This is a genomic window from Candidatus Nanopelagicales bacterium, from assembly GCA_037045355.1.
Lineage (GTDB): Bacteria > Actinomycetota > Actinomycetes > S36-B12.
The window spans coordinates 149021-172860 of record JBAOHO010000010.1 but is presented as its reverse complement, the minus strand read 5'-3'; the positions used below and the strand labels follow the sequence as shown (position 1 = coordinate 172860).

Annotated in this window: 21 protein-coding genes; 10 read left to right on the top strand and 11 right to left on the bottom strand. The window is 65.0% G+C overall.

The window, feature by feature from the left end; all coding sequences use genetic code 11:
• Window positions 1-118 precede the first annotated feature (118 nt).
• Entirely contained in the window at window positions 119-349 is a 231-nt protein-coding gene (locus V9E98_04590) for a hypothetical protein (protein ID MEI2716262.1), read from the top strand.
• Window positions 350-539: 190 nt separating this feature from the next.
• Here the strand turns inward: V9E98_04590 and V9E98_04585 are convergent, their stop codons facing one another.
• From V9E98_04585 to V9E98_04575, 3 genes are read right to left on the bottom strand one after another with little or no spacing between them, the layout of a single operon-like run.
• Window positions 540-827: a dihydroxy-acid dehydratase gene (locus V9E98_04585; protein ID MEI2716261.1), complete on the bottom strand. Its 288-nt coding sequence runs from the start codon at window positions 825-827 to the stop codon at window positions 540-542.
• 11 nt (window positions 828-838) lie between these two features.
• The gene (locus V9E98_04580; GenBank protein ID MEI2716260.1) at window positions 839-2359 is read right to left on the bottom strand and encodes an NAD-dependent succinate-semialdehyde dehydrogenase; all 1521 of its coding nucleotides are present in this window, start codon (window positions 2357-2359) and stop codon (window positions 839-841) included.
• Between the two features lie 5 nt (window positions 2360-2364).
• Window positions 2365-4278, bottom strand: a complete 1914-nt coding sequence (locus tag V9E98_04575; GenBank protein MEI2716259.1) for a thiamine pyrophosphate-dependent enzyme — start codon at window positions 4276-4278, stop codon at window positions 2365-2367.
• Window positions 4279-4461: 183 nt separating this feature from the next.
• Here V9E98_04575 and V9E98_04570 point away from each other — a divergent pair, with 183 nt between their 5' ends.
• On the top strand, window positions 4462-5745 hold the full coding sequence (locus V9E98_04570) for an MFS transporter (protein MEI2716258.1): 1284 nt from the start codon (window positions 4462-4464) through the stop codon (window positions 5743-5745).
• Window positions 5746-5943: 198 nt separating this feature from the next.
• Here the strand turns inward: V9E98_04570 and V9E98_04565 are convergent, their stop codons facing one another.
• The gene (locus V9E98_04565; GenBank protein MEI2716257.1) at window positions 5944-6303 is read right to left on the bottom strand and encodes a hypothetical protein; all 360 of its coding nucleotides are present in this window, start codon (window positions 6301-6303) and stop codon (window positions 5944-5946) included.
• 211 nt (window positions 6304-6514) lie between these two features.
• On the opposite strand from V9E98_04565, the gene V9E98_04560 reads away from it, so the two are divergent.
• The 4 genes from V9E98_04560 to V9E98_04545 all read left to right on the top strand — a co-directional run bounded on the left by V9E98_04560 (window position 6515) and on the right by V9E98_04545 (window position 12409).
• Window positions 6515-7666 (top strand): TDT family transporter, encoded by a 1152-nt coding sequence (locus V9E98_04560; GenBank protein ID MEI2716256.1) that lies wholly within the window; start codon window positions 6515-6517, stop codon window positions 7664-7666.
• 177 nt (window positions 7667-7843) lie between these two features.
• Window positions 7844-9544 carry an ATPase, T2SS/T4P/T4SS family gene (locus V9E98_04555; GenBank protein MEI2716255.1) on the top strand — a complete coding sequence of 567 codons (1701 nt, stop codon included), beginning with the start codon at window positions 7844-7846 and terminating at the stop codon, window positions 9542-9544.
• Between the two features lie 178 nt (window positions 9545-9722).
• Window positions 9723-10952, top strand: coding sequence for an amidohydrolase (locus tag V9E98_04550; GenBank protein MEI2716254.1), 1230 nt, complete (start codon window positions 9723-9725; stop codon window positions 10950-10952).
• Between the two features lie 191 nt (window positions 10953-11143).
• Window positions 11144-12409 carry a YncE family protein gene (locus V9E98_04545; GenBank protein ID MEI2716253.1) on the top strand — a complete coding sequence of 422 codons (1266 nt, stop codon included), beginning with the start codon at window positions 11144-11146 and terminating at the stop codon, window positions 12407-12409.
• A gap of 38 nt (window positions 12410-12447) precedes the next feature.
• Here V9E98_04545 and V9E98_04540 read toward each other — a convergent pair whose 3' ends face one another.
• The 3 genes from V9E98_04540 to V9E98_04530 form a co-directional block, all read right to left on the bottom strand.
• On the bottom strand, window positions 12448-12780 hold the full coding sequence (locus V9E98_04540; protein MEI2716252.1) for a hypothetical protein: 333 nt from the start codon (window positions 12778-12780) through the stop codon (window positions 12448-12450).
• A complete protein-coding gene (locus tag V9E98_04535; GenBank protein MEI2716251.1) occupies window positions 12777-14090 on the bottom strand; it encodes an NAD(P)/FAD-dependent oxidoreductase in 1314 nt (437 codons plus the stop codon). The genes V9E98_04540 and V9E98_04535 overlap by 4 nt, the downstream gene beginning before the upstream one ends.
• A 164-nt stretch (window positions 14091-14254) precedes the next feature.
• Entirely contained in the window at window positions 14255-14695 is a 441-nt protein-coding gene (locus tag V9E98_04530; protein ID MEI2716250.1) for a hypothetical protein, read from the bottom strand.
• A gap of 176 nt (window positions 14696-14871) precedes the next feature.
• Between V9E98_04530 and V9E98_04525 the strand changes: the two genes are divergently transcribed.
• The 3 genes from V9E98_04525 (at window position 14872) to V9E98_04515 (ending at window position 17746) form a co-directional block, all read left to right on the top strand.
• Window positions 14872-15891, top strand: coding sequence for a type II secretion system protein (locus V9E98_04525; GenBank protein ID MEI2716249.1), 1020 nt, complete (start codon window positions 14872-14874; stop codon window positions 15889-15891).
• Between the two features lie 222 nt (window positions 15892-16113).
• Entirely contained in the window at window positions 16114-16335 is a 222-nt protein-coding gene (locus V9E98_04520) for a hypothetical protein (GenBank protein ID MEI2716248.1), read from the top strand.
• Between the two features lie 100 nt (window positions 16336-16435).
• Entirely contained in the window at window positions 16436-17746 is a 1311-nt protein-coding gene (locus V9E98_04515; GenBank protein ID MEI2716247.1) for a chloride channel protein, read from the top strand.
• 13 nt (window positions 17747-17759) lie between these two features.
• Here V9E98_04515 and V9E98_04510 read toward each other — a convergent pair whose 3' ends face one another.
• A complete protein-coding gene (locus V9E98_04510) occupies window positions 17760-18287 on the bottom strand; it encodes a hypothetical protein (protein MEI2716246.1) in 528 nt (175 codons plus the stop codon).
• 209 nt (window positions 18288-18496) lie between these two features.
• On the opposite strand from V9E98_04510, the gene V9E98_04505 reads away from it, so the two are divergent.
• Window positions 18497-20254, top strand: a complete 1758-nt coding sequence (locus tag V9E98_04505) for a fibronectin type III domain-containing protein (GenBank protein ID MEI2716245.1) — start codon at window positions 18497-18499, stop codon at window positions 20252-20254.
• A gap of 156 nt (window positions 20255-20410) precedes the next feature.
• On the opposite strand, the gene V9E98_04500 is transcribed toward V9E98_04505, so the two are convergent.
• From V9E98_04500 to V9E98_04490, 3 genes are all read right to left on the bottom strand, one after another.
• A complete protein-coding gene (locus V9E98_04500; GenBank protein MEI2716244.1) occupies window positions 20411-21664 on the bottom strand; it encodes a serine hydrolase domain-containing protein in 1254 nt (417 codons plus the stop codon).
• A gap of 221 nt (window positions 21665-21885) precedes the next feature.
• Window positions 21886-22896 carry a PIG-L family deacetylase gene (locus tag V9E98_04495; GenBank protein MEI2716243.1) on the bottom strand — a complete coding sequence of 337 codons (1011 nt, stop codon included), beginning with the start codon at window positions 22894-22896 and terminating at the stop codon, window positions 21886-21888.
• A 336-nt stretch (window positions 22897-23232) separates the two neighbouring features.
• The gene (locus V9E98_04490; protein ID MEI2716242.1) at window positions 23233-23805 is read right to left on the bottom strand and encodes a hypothetical protein; all 573 of its coding nucleotides are present in this window, start codon (window positions 23803-23805) and stop codon (window positions 23233-23235) included.
• Between the last annotated feature and the right edge of the window lie 35 nt (window positions 23806-23840).

Genomic DNA, 23840 nt, shown 5'->3' with positions numbered 1-23840 from the left:
CTACATCACCGGGCAGGTTATCAGCGTCAACGGAGGGGCGATGATGAAGCCATAGGCTGCCTGGTCCGGCATCCGAAAAGCCCCCCGTCTGGGGAGGGGAGACTTCCGATTCGGCGAATTGCGCCAGCGCCTGCCGCCCCGCCTTTTCCAGAAGGTCGTCCTGGCTGCCGCCGAGCACAAGGTTCAGCATCGCCCGCTTCATGAACAGGTGGCACTGGTGTTCCTCGGTCAGGCCGATGCCGCCGTGCAGCTGGATCGCTTCCTCGGCTACGAAGCGATAGGTGTCGCAGGCCAGGGCCTTGAGCGCTCCCATGTCGGCGAGCGTCGCAGCCGGATCGGCGGCGCGTGACCATAGCGGCGCCCCTCGGCGGCGACGATCTGGGTCTTGAGGTCGGCGCAGCGGTGCTTGAGCGCCCTGGAACATGGCGAGCGGCCGTTCGAACTGCTTGCGCATCTTGAGATACTCGACAGTCATGTCGAGCGTGGGGCGCTGGCCCCGCCGAGCGCGTCCGCCGAGAGCGCGAGCAGCACTTCTGACTTCAGGCCCATGCCGATCTCGTTCGACCTCGGCGCCCTCGGCTCGGCTCGGGCAGCGACATCGTGGGGAACACGAACGGCAGGCCACCGGCTTCGAGGACGCCGCGGCGAACCGCTTCGATGAGCTGGGGCATCTCGCGATGACAGGTCGTGTAGTCGCTGCTGGTGTCCGCGATACCCACGACAGGACGGTCGAGGTCGGAGTCGTCGAAGCCGGCGGACGCGAGGAAGGCGCGGCGCAGGAAACGGCTGAATCCCTCGTCACCGTAGGAAGTCAGCCCGCGATCCACGCCTCGTTGGTTCACTGCGGGTTCTCCGGCAGGAGCATGTTCGGGTTCTCAGGCAGGAGCATGTTCGGGTTCTCCGGCAGGAGCATGTTGATGTACTTCGCGTGGGTGTACGCATCGATTCCCTCAGTGCCACCCTCTCGCCCGTAACCGGAGTACTTGACGCCACCGAAAGGCGCCTCGGCCGTTGCGATCGTCAGGTGGTTCACGCCGACCATCCCGACCTCGAGTGCCTCCGCCGCGCGGTGAGCCAGCGCCAGGTCTCGGGTGTAGACGAAACCGGCCAGTCCGTAGGGAGTGGAGTTCGCGCGGGCGACAGCCTCGTCGAACGACGCGAACGACGTGATCGGGGCCACGGGCCCGAACGGCTCCTCGGTCATGACGGTCATGTCGTCCGAGACGTCGGTGAGCACGGTCGGGGCGAAGAAGAAGCCTGCCTGGAACTCCTCCATGCGAGAGCCCCCCAGGGTCACGGTCGCTCCCTTGTCGACAGCGTCCGCCACGAGGTCTTCCATGGCTGCCAGTCGCTTGGCGGAACCCAGGGGACCCATGTCCGCTCGGGGATCCGTGCCGGGACCCACGTTCAGTTGTCGAGCCTGGTCGACGAAGGCTTCGGTGAAGCGCGTGACGACGGATTCATGCACGAGGAACCGGCTCGCCGAGATGCAGACCTGACCCGCGTTGCGGAACTTGCCCAGGGCAGCGGCCCGGGCGGCAGCATCGATATCCGCGTCCGGGAAGACGAGGACCGGAGCGTGACCACCCAACTCCATGCTCACCGATTTCAGGGTGCGGGCGGACTGCTCGGCAAGGAGGATCCCCACCGGTACGGACCCGGTGAGCGACACCTTGCGGATGACCGACGAGGCGAGTAGCCGCGCCGAGATCCGCGCAGGATCGCCGGTGAGCATGGTGATGACACCATCGGGAAGCCCCGCCCGCTGGGCGGCCTCGGCGAACAGGAGCCCGGACAGCGGCGCTTCGACTGCGGGCATGACGATGATCGAGCAGCCGACGGCCAGGGCGGGCGCGATCTTGCGCGCGGGCAGTAGTGAGGGGAAGTTCCAGGGCGCGAACGCCGCCACGGGCCCGATGGGTTCCCGGATCACCGTGATCCGCATGTCGGTGGAGTGGGCCGGCACTGTGCGGCCGTATACGCGACGGGCCTCATCGGCGTACCAGTCGAACTGGTCGGCGGCGGAGAGAACCTCGGCCCGGGACTGTGCCAGCGGTTTGGACAACTCAGCGGTCATGACCGCCGCGTAGCGGTCCAGATCGTCGCGGATGATCTCGGCCATCCTGCGCAGAATCGCCGATCGTTCCCAGGCGCCCACGCGACGCCACGTGTCGAATCCGGCGGCAGTGCTGGCGAGCGCAGCGTCGACGTCGACGTCCGTGGCGTCGGGCACCCGGGCGATGACCTCTTCTGTCGCGGGGTCGTGCACGGCGATCGTGGCGCCGTCGGAGGCCGCGCGCCAGGTCCCGTCGATGAACAGTTCGGCGGGTGCCGCGAGGTCTCCCAGTGATGAAGGCATTGTCGTCACAGTCCGATCTCGTGTCGCAGAGCCTGGGTTTCGGCCACCCAGTTGCCGACGTTCCATCGCCCGAAAGCACCCAGGCCACCGAGGGGATCATCGCCGAAGTAGACAGGGACGTGGACCACTGCGAGGCCGGGGTACTGCAGTGCCTGCGTCATCGCGGCCTGCAGAGTGTCGGGGGTGGTGCCGCCATGAATGCCCCGGACCCCGGTTACCGAGTTCGCCCAGGCCACGTAGTCGACCGCGACGGAGTCGTTGGTCGCGAAGATCTCACCGTACTGAGCCGACTGCAGGCTGGAGATCGCCCCCATGCGGCGGTTGTCGAAGACGACGATCACTCCGTTTGCCCCGTGCTCGGCGGCGTCGATCAAGACCGCGGGGTTCATGGTGAAGGAGCCGTCCCCGGTCATGGCGACGGCCTGCCAGGGCTCGGAACCCAATGCGGTCGCGAGGACGGCGCTGGTGGCGAACCCCATGTAAGACGCCCCGCCGTCGGTGATGGTTCGGCCCTCGACGTCGTCATCGGCCAACTGGAATCCGTTGGCCTGGACATCGCCGGCGTCGAAGAACACCACCGCGCTGGCTTCGTGCGCCGCCTGCATGACGAGGTGGATAGCGGCGGGCTGGGTGAGGACCTCTTCCTGCCACGCCTCGTCGAACAGAGTGGGATTGTCGAAGCGCTCCTGTTTGAAGGCCTCCCATTCCTGCCGCTTCTGACGGCAGTCGGCCAACCACTGCGACTCGGCCCCGGCTGCATCTGATTCGGTGGCGCTGGCGGTTGCGGTGGTTCCGGTGGTGTTCCGCGCGAGTTCCTCGCGGACCGCGGCGATCAGCAGTTCGAGAGTCAGGCGAGCGTCACCGACGAGGCCGGTGGTCCGCTGGTAGTGCAGAGCGGCATCCATGTCTGTGTTGATGTTCACCACGTGCCGAACGTTGGGGTAGCCGGTCCGACTCGAATCCGACTGACACACGGCACGTGCACCCACCACGAGCAGGGCGTCGGCCTCGGACATCGCGTAGTTCCCGCTGATACTGCCCTTGCTGCCGCCCACGGTCATGCATCGCGAAGAACTGCTGGGGACCACTCCCACACTGATGGGCGACATCACGAAAACGGCGTCGATGAGTTCGGCCAGTTCCTGCAGTTCAGTTCCGCAGCCGCGCGCCCCGCCACCTACTTTGATGACGACGCGGTGCGCCGCGAGCAACTCGCGGGCGGCCGTGCCGTAGTCGCCGGCAGCCGGGCCCGGCGCCGGTGGAACACCTTCCGGCAATTCCTCGAGATTGAAGTTCGGCATCAACGCGGGTTGCGTGTTCAAGGGCATGAGCAGGTAGAACGGGCCGGCCCGGTCCGAGGCGTCCACCCGATTCAGGCCACGACGCAGCGCCACTGGAAGTGCGCCTGGTGTGTGCAGCGAATAGGAGGGGCCCATGGTCGAGGTGAGTTGTAGGAACAATCCCTGTTGTGCCCGAGGGATCTGCTGCATGTTGGGACCCTCGTCCTCAGTGGTCTCGTCTCCGTAGAGGTGCCAAACCCCGATCCCATCGCTCGCTGCCACCAGAGATCCTGCGAACGCCTGCAGGGCGCCCGGCCCGATGGAGGTGACCACCGCTGCCTTCTCGCCTCTGGCCCACCGCAGGGCCGTGGCGGAGTGGGCAGCCGCTGTCTCGTGTCGCACCGGGAAGACGTGGACAAGTCCCGCGCCCTGGTAGATCCGCAGTACCTCGCCGAGCTCGGTCGAGCCGTGTCCGAGAACGGTCACATAGCGGTTCACGCCTTGCCGCAGAAGGCCCAGCACAATGCCCTCGGCGACTGTCAGGTCGACGAACTTCGGAAGAACACCTTCCGTCAGCGCCGCGTCCATGCCCCCCGCCCGGGCGATCTGCGTCGCCCGGTCCTGTGGGGAACTCGCCATCACCTGTCGATTCGCCATCGTGTCGGCCCCTGTCTCGCACTCCGATCCTGCCGCAGTGAGCAGGGTGGTGGCACGCTGCCCCACCAATCCGTGCCCGCAACCGGAGAAGCCCCTGCTGAGCCGTCGGGCAGACAACCTTGTGGTCCGACACTAATGTCGAGAAGCAGGACACCAGGAGGCGTCGTGAGTGACCCGAGCCAGCCTGCGCATCAGATCCGGGCGGCGGATGACGCTGTGGCAGCCCTGGCCGAACCCCAGCAGAACGTGAGCCGGACGTTCCTGATCTCGCTGACCCTCGCCAATCTCGGCATCGTGATGGTCCTGATCACGCCGCTCAACAACTTGCTCCCCCGCTACACCGAGCTGCTCACCGGAGGGGACGGCAAGGAAGCCGCCCTGGCGTGGGTCAGCGGCATCGGGGCTGTGGCGGCCATGGTGTTCAACCCGCTGGCCGGTGCCCTGTCCGACCGCACCACGTTGGCCATCGGGCGTAGACGTCCCTGGCTGATCGTCGGCGTCGTCAGCGGTGCCGTCCTCATGGTGGGGATGTCGTTCCAGACGACCGTGGCGGGACTGGCGATCATGTGGTTCCTGGTCTTGGCGTGCGCGAACGTCGCGTTCTCGGCACTGACGGCCTACATCCCCGATCAGGCGCCGGTGCGACAGCGCGGGACCGTGTCGGGATGGGTGGGTTTCGCATCCGTCTTCGGCATCATGGTTGGCGTCGCGTTGGTGTCCTTCGTCGTCACCGACCTGGAATACGGGACGTGGCTGCTCGGTGGACTCATGGTCGTGTTGGCGCTTCCCTTGCTGTTGCTGGTCAAGGACGCACGGCTGCCCAAGTCCGCGTTGCAGCCGTTCGACTGGGGTCGGTTCTGGTCCAGCTTCTGGGTCAGCCCACGCGCCTACCCCGACTTCGCCTGGGCATTCATCACTCGATTCCTCGTATGGCTGGGCACGGCCATGGCCACCATCTACCTGCTGTACTACCTGCAGGACTACCTCGACTATCCGCAGCCGGCGCAGGGTCAGACGACACTCATCGCCTTGTACGGGGTAGGCGCGATCCTGACCACCGTGTTCTTCGGGCGGCGCTCGGATCGCTCGGGTCGACGCAAGATCTACGTCATCGTGTCCAGCATGGTGATGGGTGGTGCTGTGCTGATCCTGGCGTTCATTCCGAACTTCATCGCGGCGATGATCGGAGCGTTCATCCTGGGACTGGGCTACGGCATCTACCTGGCCGTCGACCAGGCGCTGATCACCCAAGTGCTCCCCGCCGCTGCGGATCGTGCGCGGGACCTGGGTGTCATCAACATCGCCAACACGATGCCGCAGATCCTGGCGCCTATGCTCGCCGCACCCTTGGTCACGTCGCTGGGCGGCTATCCGACTCTGTTTCTGGCGACCGCTGTCGTGATGGTGGTCGCCGGGTACCTCGTTCGGTTCATCCGCTCGGTCCCATAGCCCTGCCCCACGGATCGTGGTGGGGCAGCTCGTCTGAACAAGCCATCCGATCGCCGGGGCCAGCGCCGTCCTGCACAGGATCGGAGTCTGCACGGGCAACGGTGATTGTGGTGGGAGTCGGTTTCCCGGCCCGTGTCCCCGCCGGGTCTGGCGCGCCGGGTCCTGCGAACTCGGAGGACTCAGGAGAAGGCTCTGGCCCTACGTCAGGCGTCCCACGGCGGCGTTGACCGCAGCCGCGAGGATGTCCTGCATCTCACCGGCTCCACTGGTCGCGACTTGCCACGACGCGCCGCTCTCCTGCTCCCAGGCCTCCTGATAGTCCGGTGGCAACTCGTCGGCGAAGTGCACGACGGCCGTCTCCCAGATGTCGACACGCAGCGAACCATCTGAACTGTCCGCCGCCTCTTCGACGAAGACCGGATCGATCTCGGCGACGGCTCCGGCCACAGCCACTGCGGCTGCCCGGACCACCGCCGGATCACGATCGAGATGTTCGATGTCGGCGACGACTCCAGCGATCAACTGCGGGTCCGGCGCCGGGTGATTCGGACTGGTCATCGGGAACTCCTCAACTCGGAGGCTTCGCCCCCGACAATTCGCAACCTACTCCGGCGACGGAACTCCGAGTCTGCTGGGGCGACGACCCCAACCATCAGGGAGACGACCCCAACCATCAGGGATGGGTACCACCGTGGGGGAGTTCCGATAGCGGCGCGATGTGGTCCTGGATCGGCGGACTCAAGACGGTCCGGGACTAGGGTGATTGGTCATGCAAAGGCTCACAGTCGGCAGCGCGTTCGAACGTTGGGCGGGTCTGCTTTCTTCTCCCATCGAGGGTCGCGTGGTGCTCGGACCCAACTGGTTCGCGTCGGTCATGGGTACGGGGGTCATCGCAGTGGCCTCTGCAACACTGCCGGTCGAATGGCCCGTCCTGACCGTGTTCGGGACCGTGGCGTGGGTTCTCGCGAGTCTGCTGCTCATCGCGTTGCTGATCGTGGTCCCCGTGCATTGGCTGCGGGATCGCGAGGTCCTCAAGGGCATCGCCAACGACCCCATCGCCATCCAGTTCTTTGGAGCACCGCCGATGGCGCTGCTCACCGTGGGCACCGCCACGCTGCTGGTCGGGTCCCGCTACCTCGGCGATACCGCCGTGACCATCGACTGGATCTTGTGGACCGTGGGAACCGTGCTCGGCTTCGCCACCGCTGTCCTCGTGCCCTACCGGCTCTTCACCCAACTGCAGGTCCGACAGGATGGCGCCTTCGGTGGTTGGCTCATGCCGGTCGTACCGCCCATGGTGTCGGCGGCCGGAGGCGCGCTGCTTGTCGCGCACGCCCCCGAGGGCGCGGCTCGTGAGAGCCTGCTCCTGCTGTGCTACGCATTCTTCGGGATGAGCCTCGTGGCGTCGATCGTCGTGATCACCTTGATCTGGAGTCGCCTCGCCCACTTCGGTTCCTCCGGCTCCGCACGTGTTCCCACTCTGTGGATCGTGCTCGGTCCCGTCGGACAGTCGATCACCGCCGCAGGAGCTCTCGGTACAGCTGCTGCGCTCGCTGTGGCCGCACCTCTGGCCACTGCGCTCGACGTCCTCGCCGTCGTCTTCGGTGTTCCAATGTGGGGGTTCATGCTCCTGTGGCTTCCCATCGCTGCGTTGCTGACGCTGCGGGCGCGCAAACGCAGCATGGGATTCGCGCTGACCTGGTGGTCGTTCACCTTCCCCGTAGGAACCTGCGTCACCGGCACCAGTCAGCTGGCTCACCACACGGATCTGCCCATGTTCCGTTGGACCGCGGTCGCCTTGTACGTGCTCCTTCTGGCGGCCTGGGTGTTGGTCCTGGTCCGCACGGCCCGCGGCTCCATGAGGGGGCAGTTGCTGGTTCCGCCGCTGGAGTCGCCGCACCCAGTGGCGTCGAAGGGGTAGGGGCGTCGATCGGTTGCGGTTCGCGACGTCGAGATGCCTGGGGGTGCCGCCACACGGCAGCGATGTTCCGTGCGGGCGACAGACCCGAATGGCCAGTACCGTCGATTCAGGTAGTCGTGAACGCGATGCTCTGCGAGGTATTCGGCGGATGCCTCGCGGAACGGATCGAGGAGGCTGATGATGGGTCGTCAGCAACTCGGTGACCTTCTCATCCAGCAGGGCCGCGCCACCCCGGAACAGGTTCGAGCCGCCCTGGCCAGTCAGCAGCAGTCGGACCAGCGGCTGCGACTGGGTCGGATTCTGGTGCAGCAAGGGGTGATCGACGAAGTCACACTTGCGGAGGCTCTGGCCCAGTCGCATGCCTTGCGCAGTGTGAACCTCGAGCTTGTGGAAGTGCCGCCGGACATCGCTCGCAGCCTGCCGAAGGATCTGGCCGAACAACATCTCATGGTCCCCATCGAGGCCACTGACGATCACATGACGGTTGCTGTCGCCGATCCGGTCGATGTCTTCGCGTTGGACGATCTGCGTCGTCGCCTCCCGCATCACCACCTGATCATCGTCGTCGCGCCGGGCGAGCAGATCCGCCGCGTGTTGGCCCAAGCCTGGGGTGATGAACGCCATCGTCAGGCGATGGCCCAGATGAGGGACAACGTCGTTGCTGTCGCTGGGCCCACGGAGGCCGAGGATGATCTCGATGAAGGGACCGCTGCGCTCGTGACGCAGCTGTTGCGGACCGCAGCTGATAGCGGTGCCAGTGACATTCACATCGAGCCGCAGGCGGAGGCGATCCGCGTTCGCATCCGGGTGGACGGGATCCTGCGTGACCTGATGAAGTTGCCGTTGGGCAGCCTCTCCTCAATCACAGCACGCATCAAGATCATCTCGAACTTGGACGTATTCGACCGACGCACACCCCAAGACGGCCGCATCCGATTGCGGGTCCAGGACTACGACCGTGACATCCGCGTCTCCACGCTCCCTGCGATCCATGGCGAGAAGATCGTCATGCGGCTACTGCCCACCGCCGACCGGCTGCCACCACTCACTGAGTTGGGGTTGACCACCGAGCAGGTGACGATGCTCCGCGAGGTACTCACCAAGCCCCAAGGAATGGTGCTCGTCACCGGACCGACCGGCTCGGGCAAGTCGAACACCCTGTACGCGGGACTGGTCGACTCGATGGACGACGAACGAAACGTGATCACGATCGAGGACCCGGTCGAAGTCGAGATCCCGGGCATCACCCAGGTGCAGGTCAATGAGGCGGTCGGCCTCACGTTTGACGCCACACTGCGGGCCGCTCTTCGGCAGGACCCTGATCTGCTCATGGTGGGGGAGATCCGGGATGCCCCCACCGGTACTTTGGCCCTGCGCGCCTCGTTGACCGGACACATGGTCATGTCCACTCTGCACACCCTGGACTCACCGGGAAGTGTCGTACGACTGCTCGATCTCGGAATCCCGCCCTACCTCGTGGCCGCATCGTTGAGCATGGTGATCAGCCAGCGACTGATCAGACGCAACTGCTCGTTGTGTGCCGTCCCAGTACGACCTGATCCACAGATCTGTGGGCTACTCGGCATCCCTGCTGACGGAACTGCCGGCATGATGTCAGGCTCGGGGTGTGTGGCTTGCCAATACACCGGATATCGCGGGCGAATCGGCCTGTTCGACATCCTCCCGATCACTCCAAAGCTGCGCCACCTCATCTCCGCCGGCGCGAGCGAGGTGGAGTTGCGCCGTCAAGCCCGCGCCCAGGGGTGGCAGCCGCTGTTCTATCAGGGCCTTCGCTCTGCCGAGCAGGGAGTGACCACGTTGGACGAGATTCTGAGGGTCGTGGGCATCCCCTCGGAGGAGGCGGCCGAACCGATGTGACGGTGGCAAGTTGGCACACCCACATATCTCATCAATCGGGGTTCATCAAGGCTCGTTTCCGAGTCGGGCTGTCACTTCGATTCCCTGATGTGCTGGGCGAATCAGCGAGTACTTGGACCCGCGCATGACCGGCGGCGGTTGCTAGCCTGAGGGCATCGCAGGTGACGAAAGAGTCTCTATGTCCACTGATGGCGGCCTCGCCGAGTTGTACCGCGACCTGCATGCACATCCCGAGTTGGGCTTCGCCGAGAAGCGCACCGCTTCCATCATCGAAAAACGTCTTCGTTCGCTCGCTTTCGAAGTTACGACTGGCATCGGGACGACAGGCGTGGTGGGAGTGCTTCGAAACGGGGCCGGACCGACGGTTTTGTTGCGGGCGGATACTGACGGCTTGCCGGTTGAGGAGAAGACCGGACTGCCGTACGCGAGTCGAGCGACGGCTCCTGACGGCGACGAAGTCGATGTTCCTGTCATGCACGCCTGCGGTCACGACATGCACGTGACATGCCTGTTGGGCGCCTGCGCCGAGTTGGCGGCCGACGAGTCGTCATGGGCCGGGACGGTGATGGCTGTCTTCCAGCCCGCCGAGGAACTGATCACCGGCGCGCGGGCGATGATCGACGACGGGATCTTCGAGAGATGTGGCTACCCCGATGTGGTTCTCGCTCAGCACATCATCCCCTTCCCGGCCGGGGCCATCGGTCTTCGAGCTGGGACAGCCTGGGCGTCCGCCGACTCGCTCAAGATCACCCTGCATGGCCGGGGGGCGCACGGGTCGCAGCCTCAGGCTGCGGTGGACCCAGTCGTGATGGCCGCGGCCACGGTCATGCGGCTGCAAGGGGTGGTGTCGCGGGAGATCGCGGCTACCGACATGGCTGTGGTCAATGTCGGCGCCAGCAAGGCAGGCAACAAGGACAACATCATTCCGGACACCGCCGAGTTGCTGATCAGTGTGCGCACCCTGGACTCCAACGTGCGCGACACGGTTCTGGCAGCGATCTCGCGAATCGTGCGCGCAGAGGCGGCAGCTTCCGGTGCCCCTCGCGATCCGGAGATCGAGTCCATCGGGCAGGCGCCGGTTGTCGTCAACGATGAGCGAGCCGTCGAACGGACGCGGCCCGCCCTTGAGACCGCGGGCCGTGTCTTCGACCCGGGCCCACTGTTCGGCTCCGAGGACGCCGGCGACCTGGCGACCGCTGCCGGCGTCCCGATGGTCTACTGGGTCATCGGGTGCGCCGACCCCGCGCTGTTTGAAGCGGCGAGGACGACAGCGGAGATCAGCAGCATCATGGCCGAACAGCCTGTGAATCACAGCGCCCTGTTCGCGCCGGTCATCGAGCCAACCCTGACCGTCGGCGTCAATGCGATGGTCGCAGCTGCGAAGTCCTGGCTGCGCGTCCCGACCTGAGGTCGACCGTCCGGACCCGGATGGTCGGCGCGCCCCGCGATCCGCATCGGACTGCTCGGCCAGTGCGGGCCGGTCGGCCGTCCACGCGCCCGCTTGACGTGGACCCGGGCTTCGGCCTAGCCGGACTGCTCTCGTCCGACATGGACTCATGTGAAGGTGCATACTGCCGAGAAGTACCGATTGGAGTCGCCATGACGGTCAGGCAACAGCGTTACCGGACGGTGTGGACGACGATTGGAATCCTGCTCGGGATAGTGACTCTCGGGGCCACGCCCGCTCAGACGGCGACAGGGGCGGACAGCATCGACGTGGGCCTCTATCCGCTCGGTGTCGCCTTCTCTCCGGACGGCACGAAGGCCTATGTCACCAACAATTCCGATGGCACGCTCTCCGTGATCAATCCCGCGACGAGCACGGTGACGGCGACAACCACTGTCGGGTTCAACCCATCCGGGGTGGCAGTCTCTCCCGATGGGAGCAAGGTCTATGTCGTCAACTACAACTCTCCGTTCAGCGTCTCGGTGATCAACTCCGCCACAGGTACTGTGACCAGCACCATCGCGGTCGGTGACTATCCCGTAGCCGTTGCGTTTTCTCCGGACGGCACGAAGGCCTATGTCACTAACAGCGGCGACAACACCGTGTCGGTGATCAACCCGGCGACTGAGGCCGTGACCGCCACTCTCGGCACCGGGAACAACCCCGGTGGCATCGCCATTTCGCCAGACGGCTCCAAGGTCTACATCGCGAACCAGGGGAGTGCCTCGGTGACGGTGATCAGCCCCAACTTCGACACCGTTACGGGCACTATCCCCGTCGGGCGCTATCCGTCTGGAGTGGCGTTCGCGCCGGACGGTACCAAGGCATACGTCGTCAACATGAGTGACGACACCGTGTCGGTGATCAATCCCTCCGGCGGAGCGGTGGGAACGGTGACTGAGACCATCAGTGTAGGCGGGCAGCCGCAGTGGGTGGCCTTTTCGCCCGATGGCTCCAGGGCATACGTCACGAACTCTTCCGACGACACTGTCTCGGTCGTCAATCCCGCAGCCGGTGTCAACACCGGCACCATCCCGGTGGGCGACGAACCCCTCGGGGTTGCGTTCTCCCCGGTGGGGCTGTTGGCTTACGTTGCCAACGCCGACGACGCTTCCGTGTCGGTAATCACCAATCAGACGTCGGTGACACCCCTGCCACCCTCCGCACGTGCAAAATCGAAGGTAGTCAAAGCCTCCTGGACGGCGATCACGGGCACCAACAAGTATCAGGTCAGTGCCTACGGCAAGACCCGCTCGGGCAAGAAGTTCTCCAAGACCGCAACGACCATCGGCTCTCAGGTGAAGGTCAAGGTCAAGGCCGGAATAGCATCTGGCTCCAAGGTCAAGGTGTGTCTCACTGCGATCGGACCTGGCGGACCGTCGACGGCGGCATGCACCATGGCGACCCGGGGTGGGTAGTCGGGATCGCGCGGCGTCAAGGCCGACCTCAGCGGGGCCTATGGGGGATTGGCGAGCCCGAAGACCACGAAGGACACCACGGCAATCAGCGAAGACACCGTCGCGAGTGCGCCGATGACAATTGCCGCAACGCCTACGCCTGTATCCCGAGTGCGGACTCCGATCACCATGCCGCCGACGGCAGCCACGAGTGGAATGAGGTTCACGATGGCGGCGACAATCCAGGCAACTGGAATGATCCCCCCGGTTCCGGCGATGCCGAACGCGACGCTGAGCATGCCGAATGGGACAGTGCCGGCGAGTGCGACCGCCGCAACGATGGCCAGCGTCAGCGCGAGAGGGCCGGACCGCGATAGGCCGCTGGCTGTCATGTCAGCGGCCCCTCGTCCTGCGCCGCCGGGATGGCTCCGGGTGGCGGCCGCTGGGGGATAGGTTCGGGATTGATGATCAGTCGAGGGCCCCGGTCCCACGTCAGGTAGTTCCACGACCAGTTGAGCATCACCGAGAATCTGTTACGGGTCCCGAGCAGATAGACCAGATGCAGGAACAACCAAGCCAACCAGGCGATGAACCCGTTGAGCTTGAGGCCGTTCGGTAACTCCGCGACTGCGGCCGAACGCCCGATCGTGGCCATGATGCCCTTGTCGTGATACCGGAACTCGTCGCGTGGTTCACCCGCGATGGAGTGCAAGATCTGGTCGGCGGCGAACCTGCCTCCTTGTATCGCGACCTGAGCCAGTTGTGGCAACGGCTCTTGCTCGCCGTTGTCGATGTCGGCGATATCTCCAATGGCGAATGCCTCGGGGTGGCCCGGGATACTCAGGTCCGGGTTCACCGTGACTCGCCCGCCTGGACCCGTTGCCACATTGATCGCATCGGCCAGGCGCTGCGCGCGGATACCCGCCCCCCACACCACCATTCGGGTGGGCAGGGTCGAGCCGTCGGCAAACACCACATGATCGGCGGCGATTCTGCTCACTGCCGCGTCCAATCGGACCTCGATGCCCATTGCCTCGAGGGTCTTGATCGTGTACTTCTGCAACGCGGGCGCGAACGGGGCGAGCACAGTGTCAGCCCGTTCGACCAGGATCACTCGAGCCGCTGCCAGATCCATGTCGTGGAAATCCTGGTCCAGGACCTTGGCGACAAGCTCAGCGATGGCACCGGCCACCTCAACTCCGGTGGGTCCACCGCCGACCACCACGAAGTTCAGGATCCCTTGGGCCACCAACTCACGGTCGGCGTCGGCGGCCTCCACTAACGACAGCAGGTGATTCCGGAGCCGCAACGCGTCCGGGAGTGTGTACAGGGGGTATGTGTAGCGCTCGGCGCCGGGGACACCGAAGTAGTTGGCTGCGGCGCCCGCCGCCAGGATCAGGTAGTCGAATGCGACATCGTCCTCGTCGTCGATCACGACCCGCCGATTCACCCAGTCGATGCCCACCACCACACCCTGGCGGAACAAGACACTGCGCCTGCGCCGGAAGAGCCCCCGCACCGGGTACGCCACGTCGGCGTCGTTGAGTCCGGCGGTCGCCACCTGGTACAGCAACGGAAGGAACGTGTAGTAGTTGTGCTTGTCGATGACGGTGACGTCGACGGCCCGCTTCTCCAGGCGCTTGGCAGCCGCGAGGCCTCCGAAACCGGCACCGATGATCACCACGCGTGGTCTTGCCGCCATGTTGTGCATCATCGCCGCACAGCACTGTGCCCGCACGCCAGTTGAAGGAACAACGGTCGAACCGTGTCGCACGGGTGCCGGACGGTTACGGCGGTCATGAGTGCACGCTTCGTCAGACCGCGCCCGCGTTGGCCGCGGGTCGCATGCTCGACTGCCGTTCGACCTCAGCGTTGGTGGATCCTGCTGTGGCGCCAGGCGCGCCATGCCCCCGTCGACCACAGCGCCCAGAGCACCAGGACCGGCTGGAAGATCAATCGAATCCCTCGCAGCAGGTCGCTGTCGAGCCCGAACGCGCTGGTCTGGGTCACGAACTGAGAGACGTTGCCCGGGAAAATGATGACGAAGAAGCCGGCGACGATCCAGCCCACCTGTGCACGCCATCGGGGTAGGGCCACGAGGGCCACCGCCAAAGCCAGTTCGACAACACCCGAAACCGCGATCACAGCCTCCTGCCAGGGCATCCACGGAGGAACCTGAGCGCGGAAGGCTTCCGCATTGCTGAAGTGATTGGTGCCGGCGAATCCCAATGCCAGTGCCAGTGTCCACCGCGCTAGCGCTCGGATCGTCGAGCCATGGTCGGCGCTACTTTGGGCTCTGGCTGCCACGGAAAGACGCTAGTCCAGAGTCGCGATAGCGCACGTCGAACCCACGTCGATGCCTCGAGAGTCCCCTTTCACCTGCGCGGATTAGGTCGGAAGTCCTGTCCTCGTGTTCCCTGCCTCCAAGACCTGCCGGCGCTTTCTATGATGGAAGGAGCACTGCCCGCCTGTGGTTCGACGGCGTGGGCGTCCGGATCGGTGGTTCGGTGTGGCTGGCGGAGGAGGTGCCTCCCGTGTGTGTCTCGCGGCGACGCAAGCCCGAGACCGCCACACTCCAACGGGGCTTCACCCTCATCGAGTTGCTGATCACGATCGTCGTGTTGGGAGTCCTGGGTGGGATCGTGGTGTTCGGTGTCGCCAAGTTCCGAGATGACGCGAACACCGCAGCCGATCAGGCCAATCTGGTGCAGTTGAACCGAGCGTCGACCGCCTACAACGCCTCGGCCCCGGCAGGGGAATTCAATGGACTCCCCAGCGACACAGCACGGATGAACCGCCTGTTCGATCGCGGTCTGCTGACTGGCGAGGCCGGCGGCTCGGATGTGATCACACCGGCCGTGGAGGGGGCAGCCTTCGTGTGGAGCGCATCTCAGCGTGCCTGGCAGTACTTCGTGAACAACGCCGAGGTCATCGACTTCGCCTCTGCTGCGGCGCCGCCGAGCAACTACCCCCGGGTAGGGGCGTGGACACAGAACAACTCGGGATGGGTGTCACCCAGCCCGGGCGGGGGCTTGATCTTCATCCCGAACCCGCGCTCTGAATACACCATCAATGTCTCCGCAACTCTCGGCGCTGGACCCGGGGTCGGGTATGGCGTGCTGTTCAACACCACGATCAACGGCACCAAGGACACCGGCTATGCCTTGCAGTTCGACCGAGGTCTCGGGGCCATCGTCATACGACCGAGAACCAACGGGACAGAGGCGGGCACGGTCAAGGTGTGGAACAGCGCCAACACCGGCGGCCTCGTCCCCAGCGACAGGTCGAACTCGTGGTGGACGGATGAACACACGATTACGGTCAAAGTGACCGTCGTGAATGCAAGCCAAGGTACTGCTTCGGTGTCCATCGACGGCACTGCGCTGGGCAGTTACACCTTCAACAACCCCGTGCCAGCGGCCCAGAACTACACGGGGTTCCGCACCTGGTACGCGTCCAACCCGCCCACAACCGCGACCTTCCACACCATCAGCATTAGCTGATCGTCCGCAGGGGCTCCGCTCGCCTCTTGAACCGACCTCCGGAGTCTCCAACCGTCAATGCGCAAAGGGGTGCCACGGCTGAGATTCCATCGATGGCTGCGTCGCTCCAGGCCACGCTTGTCGGAACGAACCCTGCGGTGCCTAATGCTGGCGCATGGACCCCAAGGTCCAGTTGCACAAGATTTGCAACGGTTCTACCGTGAAAGAGACCAGGAGGTCGAAATGGATATCACGTACAAGATGAAGTACTTTGCCACCCGCACTCTGCTCACATTCCTGGGGCCGGCGGATCTCGACGAGAACAATGATCCGCGGGTGTTGCTCAAGCGGGAATACGTCGAGCGATACCCCAAGAAGGGCCGCGCGGGAGTGGACGGCGCGGACCCCCAAGCCCCGGTCGCGAGTCTCGCGTCCAGCGGCGTCACGGCCGCCCACACGCGGTAGTCAGCCCCGGCAGGATTCCGATAGACGTCGTGGTCGTCGTCAGCGCCCATAGCTGACCGAATGCTCAGCTCCGGGGCGGGGGATTCGGCAGAATCAAGCCGTGGGTCCTGCGCAAGCCACCGTGCGCGCCACCTGGGTCGAGTTGATCATCGTCCCGGTGGCCATCGGCGCTGTCACGGGGGTGTGCGTCGGTGTCCTCGTGGACGTCATCGAACGCTTCTTCTTGGAGCGAGTCGTGTTGGGCATCCCCGGTCCATGGTTCGCCTTGCCCGCCCTGGGAGTGTTCCTACTGACTCGCTTGGCTCTCATCCGAGTCGCGGGCACGACTCGACCGAGCACGTCTGAACTCTTTCCGGTCTACTACCACCACAGCAGTCGACCGTATCCGCTGCGGCAGGTTCCCGGACGCCTGCTTTCCGGGGCGACAACGGTGGGGCTGGGCGGCTCACAGGGTCTGGAGTCGCAGTCGGTCATGGTCGGCAACGCGCTGGGGGTGGCCTGCCGCCGCCTGACCCGGGGTCGCCTCGCCTACCTCGGCACTCCGCACGGGCGCCGACTGGTGCTGGTGTGCGGCGCGGCGGCCGGGATCGCCACGGTCTTCTCCTCGCCAATCCTCGGGGCCGCCTACGGCATCGAGATGCCCTTCCGGCGGAATCTGGACGGTAGGCGGCTGTTGGCCGCCATGCTCGCGGCGGCTTCGTCGTTCGCCACGGCTTCGCTCATCAAGAGCGCCCGGAACCTGATGACCTACGTACCGCACGAGATCGGCCTCTACGAGATGTTCGGCGTCATCGTTGTTGCGGTGCTGTGCGGGTTCGGCGCCCGGCTGTTCGCGATCATCATGGGCCGGGTCCGCAACTGGAAGGATGGCCCTCGACCGTGGGGGAGAGCGGCCCTTGCCGGCGTCGTGCTGGCCGGGCTGGCGGCCTCGTCCTGGTGGGTGACGGGCGCCGCCGTCACCGCGGGCCCCGGCTACGTCGCCTCCGACTGGGCGCTGCCGGCGTCAGGACCACCTCCGGCCCTGCTTCTGCTGCTGGCCGCGCTGGCTTTCCGCTGGGCGTCGGTCCTGCTGTGCATCGCAGCCGGGGGCGGCGGCGGTGTGTTTACGTCATTGGCCACGAACGGTCTGCTGATCGGGACAGCGACCGCGGTCATCATGGGCTTGCCCAACCCGACATTGCTGGCTCTGGTCGGGATGGGCGCGTTTCTCGGCGCCGGCTATCGCATCCCGCTGGCAGGTGCCGGTTTGATCATCGAATTGTGCGGCGAGGCGATGCCGACGGCGTTGGGAATCGCGGGCGTCGCGATCGCCACGGTACTGATGGGAAGCCACTCGGCCTCTGATGCCCAAGAGGATCAGGTCGAACTGGATGTGCCCTCTTCGGCGGGCCCTCCCACGGTCGCGCCGTAAGGGGCAGTCAGGATCACACCTTCGTGCCCTCCCAGCGATAGGTGCAGAACCTGTCGAACGGCCAGTACGTGTCGCACGTGGAGTACTTGCCGCGGAATGATCTTCGGTCGTCATTGAGTATCGTCCTGTGCCCCCCGGCGTTCAGGAGTCCGCTTGTGTCCTCGTACTCGCCCTTCCAGACGTGACCGCACGACGCATTGAGGTTCCCCCAAATCGTGCCGCTGGTCCCGCCGCCGCTGTAGTGGCCGCTGAGTGAGCGGGCTTTGGGGCCCTGGGTCTTGAGTACCATGTATCCGTAGTTCTGACCCCCGTCACCGGTATAGGTCCAACGGCCATTCCAGGCGCACCTGTTGGAGGCGGCTCGTCCTCCGACCCGCACGATCGTCACCCCAGGTGAGAAGGGGCCCCAGACAGCTGGATCTGCTGCACCCTGCGAGAAGCCGGGGTCAGCTTGTGGCGCCGACGCTGCATCGGCTGATGACAGACTGGCGAAAACACCCATGACGGTCACCGAGACCGCCACGATGACTTTCCTGATCACGATGGACACCTTCCGACGAGATCGATCCGAGCGCGTTGCCCCGGTTCCTGCCCACCCGCCCAGGGAAGCACGACAGCGGGGCAGTGCGGCACCTTGGCGACCCGAACGGGTGCATGACCGATGGTGCTGACATCCGTTGGGACAGACTCTTGAGGGATTCCAGAGAGTGGCCAGAGGTCTCCCAGATGGTCCTCCGACACTGTGAGACCATGAGCCTCTCTCGACCACTCGCCCTCGGCCTCGTTTCACTGTCCGTCATCATGACGGGCACAGTGACAGTCGCAGCCTCCCCAGCTTCGGCTGTCGCTGCTCCGGAGGCTCCCCGCGGTCTGTCAGTGACCCGGTCGGCCACTGACCCCCACGCCTTGGCGATCAACTGGAAGCCCGTGGCCGGGATCAACAACTACATGGTTCGCGTCAACGACGGCACCAAGGACACGAACATGATCGTCCCTGCCGATCAGACGTCGGCCGTCTTCCAGGGGCAGGGTGACTGCACCAACTACAAGGTTTCGGTGTCGGCCGTCGTCTCGAACGACTCGATGGGTACGACAGGAGCCACCTACGTTCCGTCCCTGGGTCCCGGGGGAGTCAACTCGACGAGCGGGAAGCGGACCGACAGCGGCACCACGGGGGTTGTGTCCTGGGGTGCGCCCAAGCATCAAGGCGCGACGCCCGTCAGCGGCTACGCGGTTCAGGTGAAGCAGTTGTCCAACGGCAAGGTGGTCCACTCGCAGGACCAGGCCCAGACTTCAGTGACCGTCAAGGACCTGGATCCTGACCGGATGTATGTCGCGAAGGTGACCGCCACCAACAGTTTCGGGGGATGCGTCACGAGCACCCAAGTGTTGGGCAACAATCGCGCCGCCAGCCCCAAGTTCACCGTCAGCCGGGCGGCAGACGAACCCGCGGCCGCAGTCGTTAACTGGAAGCCCAGCGACTGGACGGGATATGGCGAACTCACCGGATACCGCATCGGGTACAAGCGCTTGACGGACAAGTCCTACACCTGGGTTTCCGCCAAGCCGTCCGACCGGTCGGTCACTGTCTCCGCCTTGGATCCGACGGTGAACTGGACGTTCGTCATGCGCGGGGTCAACGGCGATGTCGAGGGCTTGCTGAGCAAGCCGTACAGCCTGAACCGCAGCGGCTACAACCCGGTCTCCGCGACCGCCACCATCACGGGTGGCGACGACTCGATCGCCGTCGACTTCTCCGCGCCGGTTGGTTCCTCGAGCAACTACCCCGTCGCTCGCATCGATGTCGCCCGGGCCAACGGCACTGCGGGATGGACGGACCGTCATCAGGTCACCAACAATGCGGGTCGGGTGACCTTCGACCCGGTGCCCTGCGGCACCTACAACGTGGTGGTCACCGGCATCGGGGCTACCTCGTCGCAGGAGATGCTCCGCATGAAGGCGCGCGTCTGCGAACCCGCCCCCATCTGTTTCGTGTCGACTTTGACCAACGGTGGGTTCGAGACTCCGGCCATCCCCAACGCGACCTACCGGATCCTGCCCTCGAGCACTTCGGGTCTGCAGTGGAACAACTCGGCGGAAAGCTTCATCGAGTTGTGGTCCACCGGGTTCAGTCATAGTTCCAACGGCAAAGTCACCGCCGCCGAGGGCCGACAGTTTGCGGAACTCAACGCCAACAAGGCCGGGACCCTGTATCAGGACCTACCGACCACTCCCGGCACGACGATGCGTTGGCACCTGAAGCACCGGGGGAGGGCCGGAACCGACACCATGCGGGTCATGGTTGGCGCCCCTGGCGGCCAACTGAGCCAGTCCGGGTCGGAGCTTTCTACCGGGAACACAGCGTGGGTCCAGTACACCGAGACCTACAAAATTCCGGCGGGCCAGACCACGACTCGGTTCGCCTTCCAGGCGGTGCGCACGGCGTCTTCGATGTCGGTCGGCAACTTCTTGGACGACGTGGTGTTCACGCCCGAGACGTGTCAGTAGTCCGAGTCCCGGGTCCGTCTGCTGGTCCCCTCTGTCCCCTTCGGGCAGAGGGGACCACTCGCGTGATAGCCCCGCTGGGCAGGTCCAGCGCGTCATGGCCGAACCATCCCAGCAGGGCCGAGTGATCGCCTCGCCTAGCGCAGTGACTCGTCGCTGCTACTTCTTGATCGGCGGTGGGTCCTTCGGGGCCAGGTAGGCGCCGATCATCCGCCACAGTTGGTCGCTGGGGTTTCCGGGATAGTTGCCTTGGTCATCGAACGCCGACTCGCGGAATGTGGCCGCGACTGCGATTGACAGCCTCTGCTTGGGCAGGTTGGCCATGGCGGCGCTGTACCCGCCCAGCAAAGGGTTCTGCAGCAACCAGGATCCCGAGCGGACCACCCCAAGTCCGTAGTTGTAACCCCGTACCTGCTTGAAGCACTCCGGCACACAGTTCGGTTGCGCGCGACCGAAACCCAACAGATTCGGACCGGTCATGGCCTTGTAGCTGGACTTGGACAGCAGACGCCCGCTTCCCACGGCGTCGGCAGTGGCCGTCATGTCGACGATGTCGGTGGTCTGGGTCGCTCCGATGGGAGTTCCCCATGCCGAGTTCCAGAACGTGGACTCCTCGTAGAACTTCTGACCCGTAGGGATTCCCAATGCTGCTCGACGTTCCGAACTGAACGAATGCAGCACCGGACTGGGGATCTGGGACGACTGAGAAGACACCGTGCTCGACAGTCCCATGGGACGCAGCACCTGCTGCCTCAGCAGCGTCGCCAGCGGCTTGGCGCCGATCGTGGACAGGATCTTGCCCAGCAACATGAAGTTGGTGTGCGAGTAGCTCCAGTTCGTTCCAGGGGGGAACAACTGGGGTCGGGAGAATGCGATCGTGCGCCGCTCCTTGAACGAGAAGTCCTGGAACGGGTTCTCGAGGAAGTCCGCAGTGAACTGCGGATCTTCCTCGTAGTCCGGGTAGCCGCTCGTCTGGTTCGCCAGCATCTTCACGGTGACTTGGTCGGACAACGGTACGTTCGGGAGCCAACGATCGATGGTGTCGTTCAGGCGTACTTTGTCCTGGTCCACGAATCTCATGAGCAAGGTGGCCACGTAGGCGAACGCGACGGCTCCGTTGCGGAAACGCATGTCGGTGGTGGCCGGAACCCCCGTGAGTGATTCGCCGAAGGCCTTGGTCATGATCACCTTGTTGTTCTTGGTGACCCGGACGATGACGGCCTTGAGATGGTCGGACTTCATGGTGTCGCGCACGATGTCGGAGATGTGCGCAGCTTGGTCCTTGCCGGACCCAGGCGCAGCCGACGCTGGGATGGCGACTCCTGTCGTCAGGACCAGCGCCGTTGCCGCAGCAGCCACGCGGCGAGTGGTTGCTGAACCGACAAGACCTGGTCGGTCGATGGGATTGTTCACGAAGTGTCCATTCCGTCGATCGGGCCCCCGCCTGCGGCGAATCTACCTGTTGTGTCCGCGGATCAGTCCAGAGTTCGCGGGCGCTTTCATGAGTCAGAGGGAACGGGTGGGAGCCGCCACAGTGGTGTGCGCGCCGATCGCCGAACTCGTGCGGCGCCCGCAGTCGGTCCGGTCAGATCCCTGGAGATCAGTACCGTGGTCAGGTGCCGGAACCGCTCCGGTCAGTCGATCCCGCTCATGTCGGTCTGTCGAAGTTCGCCCGGATCAGGAGCCCCCGGCACAGGCGGCGAACTGTCGAGGAGTGTGGTCAAGGTCGTATCGGTCGCGGCCAGTCGCCGGATGATGTCGATGTCGCCGTAGCCCGGGAGGAAGCCTGCGTCGGCTCGAGCCTCGAACCACACCGGATGGGAGCTCTGACTCACGTATGAGTCCGTTGCCCATGTCCAGTTCTCGGCGTAGGTGCGTTGCAGTGTCGGGGAGAACGCGGAACGGTCGAACGTCTCATCACCCTTCTGTGGCACCTGTGACTGCTCGTACCAGCCGTGCTCACGAAGGCCGTACAGGATCGGCCTTGTTCCGGTCGCGGAGTCCAGTTGACCGGAGATCCACATCGAGCGCACGATGCGCCCGAGCCCCTGGTGCTGTTTGTGCGCCCACGTCTCGCCGGGATTCATGGTGACGACAACGCCGGGCTGGACGCGCTCACTGATGAGCGCCAACTGCCGCCGTAGTCGGGGAACATCCCAGTTACGGATTCCGTTGTCCCAGGAGTCTTCGTAGTCGGAACGCTGCAGGTCGGACAGGAAGAAGACCTCCTGAACTCCCTGCCTGCTCATGGTGTCCAGGAACTCGGCCCGACGCTCCCGCGCCAAGTCCACGGAACTGCGCACAGGACGACCGCGGTCACCATCCGGCGGTTTGGCGACCACACGAACCGTTGGCGCCGGATCCTTCTCGGTCAGCACGTCACCGTCCTTGTCGGGAGTCGCTCGGATTCCTTCAACGACCTGACCGCCCTCGCCGTTGGTGACCAGTGCGACATCCACCTGCCAGTCACGTTCCCGAAACCGCCCAAGGCCGAATAGGGTCTCGTCGTCGGGATGGGCGGTGATGAACAGCACCCGTTGCGGCGGTTCGGTGGGTTTCGGTTCAGAGTCACAGGCCGTCACGAACCAACTGACCATGAGGAGGACAACAAGAGCGCCCCACGTGGGCGCTTTCCGCACTGGCATCGGTCTCCCTCTTCTCGTATCCAGTGTCCTCCCTGTCGTGTTCGGGTAGGTCGGCATGTCCCGGGACGTCGGTTCAGCGCCCCGCGACGAGGTCCAGGTCAGAGGCCGGACGGACGTTTCTGGCGCGACGTGAGGTCGCGGGATACCGGGACTGCCGCCCGCGTCCTCGCGAAACTCCGAATCGAACCTTCTTCCGCTGGACCAGCGCCTCCCTTTCCAGGCTGGCGTCTTCACGCTACGAGGGGAAGGCCAGCTGGCAGGGTCCTCAGTGCCGGGAGCGGTGGTTTCCTCACGGCCCCCACCGGAGCCGTTCGCTATGGCCTCAGCCGGGGTCCGTCAGCGGAAGGGCGGTCCGATAGGTGCTGGTCCCTGATCGGTACGCAGTTCGCCCCGCACTTCCGCCCCGTCGGTGTCGGTGAGTCTGATGGTGAGGACTGACCGGTCGGAGTTCCACGATCCCTCGGTCCATCCGCCCCCGATGGACTCGCTCTGCGTGCTGCTCAGGTCGTCGGGTACGCAGGTAACGGACCCGTCATCGCCGTAGATGGGGCTCGTCCGCCCTGATGTGTGCCAGTAACTGGTCACATCTTGTTTGAGCCAGAACCCGGTCATCCCCATGAAAGGGGCACCCGCGAACGTGGTGCGCGTCGTCTCTGTTCCTTGTGGACACTCCAGGCCCGGTTGGCCGACGGTCTCTTCGGACTTCTCATAAGTCACGGTGGATCCGGCGTCCTCCCAGGAGCCCTTGTTGTTCCACTTCTGGTGAACGGTCAGGGTCCACTCGACCTTGATGGCGGTGTCATCGACGTTCCTGTTCAGCGAGCCCCGTACGACGCCAGACAGGTCACCGTCCCCGACGGCGTAGCTGACCCTGGCGGTCTTGGTGCCAGCCGCATTCAACCGCACCACCTGTCGGGGCTGCGACGGTGTAGCTGGTCCCTTAT